This is a genomic window from Proteus vulgaris, assembly GCF_033708015.1.
GTDB lineage: Bacteria > Pseudomonadota > Gammaproteobacteria > Enterobacterales > Enterobacteriaceae > Proteus.
On sequence record NZ_CP137920.1, the window covers coordinates 3,386,696 to 3,397,626 of the forward strand.

Annotated in this window: 10 protein-coding genes and 1 riboswitch; of the genes, 4 read left to right on the top strand and 6 right to left on the bottom strand. The window is 39.7% G+C overall.

Going from position 1 to position 10,931, the window contains the following annotated elements:
• Positions 1–2 precede the first annotated feature (2 nt).
• The 4 genes from parE to nudF all read right to left on the bottom strand — a co-directional run bounded on the left by parE (position 3) and on the right by nudF (position 4,303).
• Positions 3–1,898: a DNA topoisomerase IV subunit B gene (gene parE / locus SB028_RS15960; protein WP_069369634.1), complete on the bottom strand. Its 1,896-nt coding sequence runs from the start codon at positions 1,896–1,898 to the stop codon at positions 3–5.
• Positions 1,899–2,022: 124 nt separating this feature from the next.
• Positions 2,023–2,598 (bottom strand): esterase YqiA, encoded by a 576-nt coding sequence (yqiA, locus tag SB028_RS15965; RefSeq protein WP_069369799.1) that lies wholly within the window; start codon positions 2,596–2,598, stop codon positions 2,023–2,025.
• A gap of 3 nt (positions 2,599–2,601) precedes the next feature.
• Positions 2,602–3,441, bottom strand: a complete 840-nt coding sequence (gene cpdA, locus SB028_RS15970; RefSeq protein ID WP_069369635.1) for a 3',5'-cyclic-AMP phosphodiesterase — start codon at positions 3,439–3,441, stop codon at positions 2,602–2,604.
• 226 nt (positions 3,442–3,667) lie between these two features.
• The gene (nudF, locus tag SB028_RS15975) at positions 3,668–4,303 is read right to left on the bottom strand and encodes an ADP-ribose diphosphatase (protein ID WP_069369636.1); all 636 of its coding nucleotides are present in this window, start codon (positions 4,301–4,303) and stop codon (positions 3,668–3,670) included.
• Positions 4,304–4,517: 214 nt separating this feature from the next.
• Here nudF and tolC point away from each other — a divergent pair, with 214 nt between their 5' ends.
• The 3 genes from tolC to SB028_RS15990 all read left to right on the top strand — a co-directional run bounded on the left by tolC (position 4,518) and on the right by SB028_RS15990 (position 8,144).
• Positions 4,518–5,915: an outer membrane channel protein TolC gene (gene tolC, locus SB028_RS15980; protein ID WP_069369637.1), complete on the top strand. Its 1,398-nt coding sequence runs from the start codon at positions 4,518–4,520 to the stop codon at positions 5,913–5,915.
• A 328-nt stretch (positions 5,916–6,243) separates the two neighbouring features.
• Positions 6,244–6,972, top strand: coding sequence for a DUF1190 family protein (locus tag SB028_RS15985; RefSeq protein WP_069369638.1), 729 nt, complete (start codon positions 6,244–6,246; stop codon positions 6,970–6,972).
• 8 nt (positions 6,973–6,980) lie between these two features.
• Complete coding sequence (locus tag SB028_RS15990; protein WP_069369639.1) at positions 6,981–8,144, top strand: glutathionylspermidine synthase family protein; 1,164 nt, start codon at positions 6,981–6,983, stop codon at positions 8,142–8,144.
• A 332-nt stretch (positions 8,145–8,476) separates the two neighbouring features.
• On the opposite strand, the gene ygiD is transcribed toward SB028_RS15990, so the two are convergent.
• Together ygiD and ribB are read right to left on the bottom strand one after the other, a co-directional pair.
• Entirely contained in the window at positions 8,477–9,262 is a 786-nt protein-coding gene (ygiD, locus tag SB028_RS15995) for a 4,5-DOPA dioxygenase extradiol (RefSeq protein WP_069369640.1), read from the bottom strand.
• 177 nt (positions 9,263–9,439) lie between these two features.
• On the bottom strand, positions 9,440–10,093 hold the full coding sequence (ribB, locus tag SB028_RS16000) for a 3,4-dihydroxy-2-butanone-4-phosphate synthase (protein WP_069369641.1): 654 nt from the start codon (positions 10,091–10,093) through the stop codon (positions 9,440–9,442).
• A gap of 124 nt (positions 10,094–10,217) precedes the next feature.
• A riboswitch (FMN riboswitch) is annotated at positions 10,218–10,377 on the bottom strand.
• Positions 10,378–10,579: 202 nt separating this feature from the next.
• Between ribB and ubiK the strand changes: the two genes are divergently transcribed.
• Entirely contained in the window at positions 10,580–10,900 is a 321-nt protein-coding gene (gene ubiK / locus SB028_RS16005) for a ubiquinone biosynthesis accessory factor UbiK (RefSeq protein WP_069369642.1), read from the top strand.
• Positions 10,901–10,931 lie beyond the last annotated feature (31 nt).

Below are 10,931 nucleotides of genomic sequence, written 5' to 3' on the forward strand. Positions count from 1 at the left end.
CATTACACTTCGATGTCAACTTCATCGCCTTTCTCTTGTAACCAATTTCGGCGATCTTCAGAGCGTTTCTTCGCTAACAACATATCCATCACGCCTAGGGTTTCTTGATAATTTTCTTCATCAATCACCAATTGCACTAAACGACGCGTATTAGGATCAAGTGTTGTTTCACGCAGTTGAAGTGGGTTCATCTCACCCAAACCTTTAAAGCGCTGTACGTTAGGCTTTCCTTTTTTACGACTTAAACGCTGTAAAATGGCATTTTTTTCTGATTCATCAAGGGCATAATGAACTTCTTTACCTAAGTCAATACGGTAAAGGGGTGGCATCGCCATATAAACGTGCCCTTCCTTAACAAGCGCAGGGAAATGGCGCACAAATAAAGCACACAATAGGGTGGCGATATGTAAACCATCTGAGTCCGCATCCGCAAGAATACAAATTTTACCGTAACGCAGTTGGCTTAAATCATCACTATCAGGATCCATACCAATAGCAACGGAAATATCATGCACTTCTTGTGAAGCAAGAACTTCATCAGAAGAGACTTCCCATGTATTTAGAATTTTACCGCGTAAAGGCATAATTGCTTGATATTCACGATCTCGAGCTTGTTTAGCCGAGCCGCCCGCAGAGTCCCCTTCAACTAAAAACAGTTCGGTGTAACGTAGATCTTGAGAAGTACAATCAGCCAATTTACCTGGTAATGCTGGCCCTGAAGTGAGTTTCTTTCTCACTACTTTTTTAGCGGCTCGCATACGACGTTGAGCGCTACTAATTGCCATTTCAGCAAGTAATTCACCGACTTGAACATTCTGATTTAGCCATAAGCTAAAAGCATTTTTTACTGCATTTGCAACAAACGCACTGGTTTGTCTTGAGGAGAGCCGCTCTTTAGTTTGCCCTGCAAATTGGGGATCTTGCATTTTCACGGATAATACATAAGCACAACGCTCCCATGTATCATCGGCGGTTAATTTAAGACCTCTTGGTAGTAAATTACGGAATTCACAAAATTCACGCATTGCATCTAACACACCTTGGCGTAAACCATTTACGTGTGTACCACCTTGAACCGTCGGAATTAAGTTAACATAGCTTTCAGTGAGTAGATCGCCACCTTCAGGTAGCCATAGCATAGACCATTCAACGGCTTCATTATCACCCTCAAATTTGCCCGTAAAAGGCTCTTCAGGAAGGCGAACAAATTCAGCAACAGCTTCACTTAAATAATCGGTTAAACCATCAGCGTAGCACCAATTTTCTTGGGTGTTGTTTACTTTATCTATAAAAGAAACAGTAACGCCTGGACAGAGTACTGCTTTGGCTTTCAATACGTGAGATAAGCTTTTAGAAGAAAAACGAGGAACATCGAAATAAGCGCCATCAGGCCAAAAATGTACACTCGTTCCTGTATCTCGTTTTGCACAGGTACCAATCTCATGTAATTCTTCAACCTTATCACCATTTTCAAAGGCAATTTGGTAAACTTTACCCTCACGACGAACGGTGACTTCAATACGTTTTGAGAGGGCATTAACAACAGAGATCCCGACACCATGCAACCCGCCAGAAAATTGATAATTTTTATTAGAGAATTTTCCTCCGGCGTGGAGGTGAGCAAGGATTAACTCGATAGCAGAAACGTTAAGTTCAGGGTGAATATCGACAGGCATTCCTCGCCCATTATCGATGACTTCGATAGATTGGTCTGCATATAAAATAACTTCGACCTTTGATGCGTGTCCCGCAAGCGCCTCGTCCACGCTATTATCTATCACTTCCTGTGCCAAATGGTTCGGTCTTGTGGTATCTGTATACATCCCTGGACGGCGACGTACAGGCTCTAGACCATTAAGAACCTCAATATCCTTTGCATTATAACTTGATTGAGTCATTGTTTTAATCTGCGGTTCGCTGTTAGAAAAATACTGTTTATAATAACAGGTGTTGGCGGCAATATGATATTAATTTTCGGGTAGATACATCAACCTACGTTTTACAGGTTAATCGACCGAAAGGCTAAATTATCTTTAAAAATTGAATAATTTTCGGAAAAAAACGTTCAAAACCCACAAAAGCGTGGTTTCCACCCGATTCTACTGTTTGCCTACACGCGCCAAGATATGAGACAGCTTGACGATAATCAAGTATTTCATCGCCAATTTGTTGAAGTAGCCAAATTAGTTCGGGTGATGTGATAGTGGGAATACGCAAAGCAAGTAACTCATCCATATGGTGAGGTTCTAACCTATACTTTTGATGTGTATAAGGATTTTCATTCTCACCCAAGAAATCTTGCAAAAGATCGAAAGGACGTATCGCAGGATTTACAACAACAGCGGGTAAATTAAAACGTTGAGATAGCCAAATAGATAAATAGCCACCTAATGATGAGCCAATTAATCCAAGTTTCTCATCAGCACTCTCTTTAACTAACGTTTCAATTAGCTGAGCGGCTTCTTGAGGATAAGGTGGCAATTGAGGTACTAACAATTCAATTTCAGGATATGTTGCTTCAAGCCATTGGCGAAAAGCCTGTGCCTTTGCTGATTTTGGTGAGCTATTAAAGCCATGTAAGTAAAGAATACGAGGCATCACTTAATATCCATCCGCATCCAGATCAGGGCAAAATTCAGTACCTGCTAAACGGTAAACTTGTGTTTCAATGTCGCCCTTATCATCAGATAAAAGTGACATTTCTAAATAACGCCAACCCGGAGAAACCGTATCTAATGTAAAATTTGTACAATGAGGGCGAAACTGAATGCACGTAGAAGGCGTCGCCAACAAACGAATACCATTCCACATTTCATCCATTTCTTGATGGATATGACCGCAAAGCATCATTTTGACTTGAGAATGGTCTCTTAAACGCTCAGCCAATTCTTGAGAATTCCTTAAACTGTGTTGATCTAACCATGTACACCCTGAAGGCATAGGATGATGATGCAACAAGATAATCGTATCTCTGTGCTTTTCACTTTCGAGGCAGCGTGTTAGCCAATCTAACTGACAATCTGATAACTCACCATGAGGAACGCCTTGAATTTGGCTATCTAATAACAACATTTGCCAATTATCACCAATCAACACTTGTTTAGCTGACAAAATTCCTGCCTGATTTAAAGCATCAATCATCGCAGGTTGATAGTCATGATTACCCGGCAACCAAACACAAGGTGGTGTTAGCGTCGCAATGCCATCAGCAAAATGCTGATAAGCTTCAAAGGTTTGATCTTGGACTAAATCACCTGTCGCAACAATCAAGTCAACATCAAGATCCTGCTCTCTAATCGCATTTAATACTGCATGGTAACTACGATAGGTATTTATACCCAGCAGAGTATCTTCCACATTAGCAAAGAGGTGGGTATCTGTGATTTGTAATATTCTTACGGTGTGTTTATGTTTCACCGATAATTCAAGCTGGCTTTCCAAAAGGTTTCCTTGTTTCACTCTCATTAGCCGTTATGTTAACGTATTTTCGTAGTAAAGATCTGCCAACCAATACACATTTCAAAAGATTAGTGAGAAATATTCTCGCTTTCAATCACGTTTTTTTCACTTCATTTTACAATTTAATTCATTTGATATCGTATACTTAGAGATAGTTACTCTACTTGATAATATCATTAAAAACACTTATTTAAGGTAGATTAGCGCATTAACTTATCGACCAACGCTTTCTTAATGATATATGGTGAAGTTGTAACCATTGTAGTGCAATAACAGAGGCTGCATTATCAATAATGCCGTCCTCAACCCATTGATAAGCTTGTTCCCGACTCACTACATGGACACGAATATCTTCGTTCTCGCTCTCTAACCCATGTATCCCTTTTGCTGTTGTTGCATCAACTTCCCCCACATATACATGCATCCTTTCACTCGTTCCTCCAGGGCTTGAAAGGTAACTCACAATAGGCTCGCACCGTCCCACTTTAACACCCGCTTCTTCTTGGGCTTCTCGTCTAACAACCTCATCAGGACGTTCACCTTGCTCAACCATGCCTGCAATCACTTCAAGTAACCAAGGTGTCTCACTGGTTTCATAGGCGGGGATCCGAATTTGCTCAATTAAGACGACTTCATCACGATTAGGATCATAAGCGAGTAAAACGCCGGCATTTCCACGTTCAAAAACCTCACGTTTCACTTCTTCGCTCCACCCACCTTCAAAAAGACGATGCTTAAAGCGATATTCGGTCATGCGGAAAAAGCCTTTGTATAAATCTCGCTGACCAAGCAGTTTTACATCATCACGACCGTATAAAAATGGTATATTTTCCCTTTTCTTCATACAATGTTCCTTAAGTTATATTTAAGCGTATTTTTTATTGCTTATGTTTAATACAGATTTAAAGAAATTTGCCAACAATTCATGTAAAGTTAATCTAAAATAAAAGGATATGGCACAAATGGCTACCCCTACTTAGGGAAACAATCTGCTAGAATTATCCCCAATCAAGATTAACAGAGGCAACTCAGCGAAACTGTTGCAACAAGGAATTAAAATGAAAAAACTGCTCTCTCTTTTGGTCACGGTGAGTTTGGCAGGATTCAGCTCTGCAAGTCAGGCTGAGGATCTGCTTCAAGTTTATCAAAAAGCAAAGGACAGTAACCCTGAGTTACGCAAGTCATTAGCTGAACGAAACAGCGCTTTTGAAAAAATCAATGAAGCTCGCAGTCCATTATTGCCTCAATTAGGATTGGGGGCATCTGCTGATTACAAAAGTGGTTATCGTGACGCTAGAGACACTGAATCCAATTCTATTGGCGCTAGCTTAAAACTAACACAAAGTGTGTTTAATATGTCTTTATGGCGCCAGTTGAACATGCAAGAAAAAACAGCGGGCATGAGTGATGTCACTTATCAAACAAGTCAGCAAAAACTGATCCTAGACACCGCGACCGCTTACTTTGATGTTTTGCGCGCTATTGATTCATTATCCTTTATTGAAGCGCAAAAAGAACAAGTTTATCGTCAGCTAGATCAAACAACTCAACGTTTTAACGTAGGTTTAGTAGCGATTACTGACGTACAAAATGCGCGTGCTAATTATGATAGCGTACTGGCGCAAGAAGTCGCTGGCCGTAATCAATTAGATAACGCATTAGAAAAACTACGCCAAGTCAGTGGTATTTATTACATTAATCTGGCATCACTCAACATCAGCCGTTTTTCAACAACCCCACCCGACTCCATTGAAAAACTGCTAAAAGATGCTGAAGCGCGCAACTTAAGTTTATTAAGCGCACGCTTAGGTCAAGATTTAGCACGCGAGAATATTCGTTTAGCGCAATCAGGTCACTTACCAACCGTCGATTTAAATGCATCTACGGGTGTTTCTAATAGCCATAATCACGGTAGCGCATTACCGCCAGCAACAGCGGGTAATAGTCGCAACAGCTATAGCGGTCAAAATAGTATTGGTCTGTCTGTCAGTATTCCTTTATATACAGGGGGCAGAACAAGCTCACAAGTTGAACAAGCACAATATAACTTTACCAGCGCTAGCGAACAATTAGAGTCGGTTTATCGTTCTATTGTCCAAATCGCGCGTTCTTCTTATAACAATATTTCTGCGTCAATCAGTAGTATTAAAGCGTATCAACAAGTGGTTGTTTCTGCTCAAAGCTCTTTAGATGCAACAGAAGCGGGTTATCAAGTCGGTACTCGTACTATCGTTGACGTATTAAATGCGACCACAACGCTTTATGATGCTAAACAGAAATTATCAAACGCACGTTATGACTATTTAATTAACCAATTAAATATTGAATACGCACGTGGCACATTGAATGAAAATGATTTAATTCAGTTAAATAATACACTGGGTGCAGAAGTTTCTACTTCACCAGATAGCATTATTCGCCCGTTAACAAGCCCTGCTCTTAACGTTGCACCTTGATCGTGAATTAAGGATCGAGTCACTTATACAAAACCGCTTTCAGCGATAAACTGATAAGCGGTTTTTTTATGCTTCTTCTTCACATAACATATTGTGTTATGGCTTAAATTAAAATTTCAACAATATCTATATTCTTGTATTAACAAATACCTTAATTACAATTAGGTTAAAAAGAGAGGATTTACCTAATTTCATCACCCTTAACCTTATAAAGATCACAATTTTCTGGTTATCCCTGATGATTAGGCGTTTCTTATTTATTTTCTAGACTATTTAACCTATCCTAGCTTTTATTTTGAACGTTTTACCTTTTATGGATCTTATCAATATGCCAATGAAACGTACCAAATCGATTAATCGTGATGCTTTCCGTAAAGCATTTCGTCCTTATCGTCTGGCGCCTGTTGCAATCGCCATCACTGCTGTATTCGCGCTTTCAGGATGTGAAGAGAGCGATGAGACAGTTTCACTGTATATGAATGCACAAGAATGTGCCCAAGCGAATCCTTCACAAGCGGCACAGTGTGAAGACTCTTATCGCACTGCATTGCAAGAAGCTCAACGTACAGCCCCGAAATACGCAACATTAGAAGACTGTGTTGCTGAATTTGGTGATGCACAATGTACACAAACAGCGTCGATTGACGGACAACCCGTTAGTACTGAAAATGCCAATAATTTAAACCCAGACAGCTCACAAGTGGCTCAAGCTAACTCTGGTGGTAGCTTTTTTATGCCATTAATGGCGGGTTATATGATGGGTCGCTTAATGGGGGGCAGTGCACCAGCACAACCTCTGTTTAGTTCCCGTAATCCAACAAGCCCTGCAAATGGTAAATTTGTGGATGCCACAGGTCGTAACTATGGTCCTGCTGTGGGTGGTCGCCAAATGAACGTCCCCAAAACTGCCATGACCCCCAAACCATCAACAACCTCAACAATAACACGTGGTGGCTTTGGTAATACGGTTTCAAGACAAGCTGCGGCTCAACGTACCAGTGCAACAAATAATAACCGTAGCTCAACCGGTTCATCTTCTTACCGTTCAGGTGGTTAATTAAAACCATGAAACGTGAAAATATCATTGAACGCCCGGATTGGCGTGAAAAAGCAACTGAATTTGGCTTTAACTTTCATACAATGTATGGCGAGCCTTATTGGTCTGAAGATGCTTATTATCAATTCTCAATGGAAGAAGTTGAAACATTAGAAGAAACGACGGAAGAGTTGCATCAGATGTGCTTACAAGTCGCTGATAAAGTGGCTAATAGTGAAGAGTTACTGACGCGTTTTCAAATTCCTCGTCACTGTTGGGATTTTGTACGTGATTCATGGAAATCGTCTCAACCTTCTCTCTATTCACGTCTTGATTTAGCGTATGACGGTAAAAGTCCGGCAAAACTGTTAGAAAATAATGCAGATACACCAACATCGCTATATGAATCTGCTTTTTTCCAATGGATCTGGCTTGAAGATCAAGTCAATGCTGGTCGTTTACCGCAAAATGCGGATCAATTTAATAGCATTCAAGAAAAGCTAATTGATCGTTTTGCAGCGCTTCGTGATCAATATGGAATGCGTTATCTGCATATGTCGTGTTGCCAAGATACGGAAGAAGATCGTGGTACAGTCCAATATTTACAAGATTGTGCAGAAGAGGCAGAAGTCACGACTGACTTTGTCTTTATTGAAGATCTGGGTTTAGGTGAGCGTGGTGAGTTAACGGATCTGAAAGATCAGATAATCAGCAATATGTTTAAGCTTTACCCTTGGGAATTTATGTTCCGTGAAGACTTCTCAACTAAATTGGCTGATGCGGGTATTCGTTGGTTAGAACCTTCTTGGAAGAGCATTATCTCAAATAAAGCATTATTGCCAATGCTTTGGGAAATGTTCCCTAATCACCCTAATCTGCTACCGGCTTATTTTTATGAGGGTAAAGCGCCTGAGTCATTATCACGTTATGTTATCAAACCACTGTTTTCACGCGAAGGTGCAAATATTCGCATCGTTGAAAATGGCAAAGATATTGCTGTCGCAGATGGCCCTTACGGCGAAGAAGGTTTTATTGTTCAGGACTTCCATCCACTGCCAAAATTTGGTGATAGCTATACATTAATTGGTAGCTGGCTGGTTAACGACCAATCAGCAGGTATTTGTATTCGAGAAGATAGAGAGCTTATCACTCAAGATCTCTCACGCTTCTATCCACATATTATTTTAGACTGATATAAAACCTGTTGTGTCACTCTTCAAGCACCTCACTTACTAATTTAAGTAGTGAGGTGTTTTTTATTTCATGGATTATTCTCAAATTTTTTGTTTAATCCTGTTTTAGATCCCCGAAATAATCATGAAGCTTATCAGACATTTATCCAAATAAAAATAAAATCAATATAAACAAAAGGTTAAATACATTAATTATATCTATATAGAAAATTGGAAAGGCCAATAACGAGGGAAATATAATGAGTCGATACATTATATTTAATATAAAAAAGGCCAAATTACATAAAAGCGAATTTGACCTTTAGATTTATAAATTAGTTTATCGAGTAATCTTATCCAATTTGAAACGTCATCATGCTTAATGATTTATTCACAATATCATTATTTAGCAACGTTACTTTTTCACCCTCTTGTTTTAAACCTAATAGATATAACGCAGGTAAAAAATGATCGGGTGTAGGATGTGCTAATCGCCCTTCTTCTGTTGATAAGATCGTAAATAACGCTTCAGGTGCTTTATCGCTTCGTAAGCTATTTTCAACGGCATCATTAAAGGCTAATGCCCAAGGATAAGGTGTCGCATCACTATTTTGCCAATCCATCATTCTTAAATTGTGAACGATATTACCGCTACCAATAATTAAGACACCTTCTTTACGCAGCTCAACCAATTTTTGTCCCAATTCATAGTGCCATTGTGCTGATTGATGTGCATCAATGCTTAATTGAACAACGGGAATATTCGCATTGGGATACATTTTTTCAAGTATTCCCCAACTACCATGATCTAATCCCCATTGATCCATATCGAGTTTTAATTTAATCGGATCAATAAGATCTTCAATCAGCGCTGCTAAACCTATCGAGCCGCGTGCTGGGTATTTTATTGCATACAATTCTGGTGGAAATCCATAAAAATCATGAATTGTTTTTGGTTGCGACATTGCCGTTACATAAGTTCCATCAGTGTACCAATGGGCTGAAATTACTAAAATCGCTTTAGGCTGAGGAAGCGTTTCCCCTAATTTTGACCAGAGGCGAGTATATGTATTATTTTCTAATACATTCATTGGACTACCATGCCCAATAAACAGCGCTGGCATCATTTTTGTTTCCATAGCCACCTCTTATGGCGAGTGTTCTTATTACATAAGCATACTGCCTTCTTACTTGAAATATAGTCAAAGAAGTATGAAATAGTTATTCAAAAAATATGAAAAAAGCCACCTAAGTTTCCTTAAATGGCTTGAGATAAGTGTGTGTGTGTTTTCAGTGTCGTTTATAACATGTTAATTTCAGCCAGCTTTTTTCTCCTCACGAAGACGATAAGCCACTAAATCTTCAATAGTTAACACTGGCATATTGTGCTTTTTAGCAAAAGTAATCACTTCTGGTGCTCTTGCCATTGTGCCATCGTCATTGGTTAATTCGCATAACACGGCAACAGGTTTAAAACCAGCTAATGTTGCTAAATCAATCGACGCTTCAGTGTGTCCACCGCGCGTTAACACACCACCCGGTTGTCCTCGTAATGGAAATACGTGACCTGGGCGATTTAAATCACTTGGTTTTGCATTCTCAGCTGCCGCCGCACGTACTGTGGTTAAACGATCAGATGCTGAAACACCCGTTGTAACACCTTGTGCAGCTTCAATGGTTACTGTAAACGCCGTATGAAAATGACTGGTGTTATTTTCCACCATCATAGGTAAATCAAGTTGCTGACGACGTTCTTCTGTAATACATAAACATACAATACCACTACCATGGCGAATAGACATCGCCATTTGTTCTGTGGTCATTGTTTCTGCGACAAAAACCATATCGCCTTCATTTTCACGGTTCTCGTCGTCGAGCACCATCACGCCTTTACCCGCACGAAGGGCTTCTAGAGCAAGTTCAACACGTTCAAATGGATTACCGAATTCGGAAAGTAGCGTCTGATTCATGGTAAAAAAACCTCAATAATTAATGAAAGTTACCAGAACCAGGGCAGTCTTAGGAGTGGATCTCTGCTTAATAAATACACAAGCAGAAACAACAGGAACGGATACAATGATCCTACTGATGCTATTTTATTCTCTCCCATCCAGACTTTAACTGTCGGCTCCAGAATTACACTGGATCTGCTGACCTTTGCGTGACTATGGCAACACAAAGCGCTCGCGGGCTTTACCTAAGTATTCAGGTATCTACCGCCGGTGGGGACTTTCACCCCGCCCTGAGATTAACGGGGAAACTATACGCTTTAAAATTATAAGAGGCAATAATCAATCGGTGACAATCTTTGTTTCATCACATAATCATTTTACGACATACGGTTATTTAACTATTTATAATAAAAAAGTAACAATAATCTTGATATCTGGTTTTATTCCCTCTGTCCTCATATTACACTTAGCCTCAGCTTTCTATTTTATTTGTGAGGACTTTCCATGTTGGACCCAAAAAAACTTGAACAAGTCGCACGCCAAATCCAAAATGTTCTACCACAAGGCATTAAAGATTTTGGTGATGATATTGATAAAAAAATCCGCACTGTTCTGCAATCCCAATTAAACAAATTGGATTTAGTCAATCGCGAAGAGTTTGATGTACAAACTCAAGTCTTATTACGTACTCGTGAAAAACTTAATCGTTTAGAACAACGTTTAAATGAACTAGAAGCGGGTCTGCAGGCGAAACCTCAAGCTGAAGTGGCTCAAATTGAAGAAGTTGAAATTGTGGTAGAAACTCCCGCAGAAAATAAAGCTTAATCCATCCACTTTATTGCTTATTTAATCGATA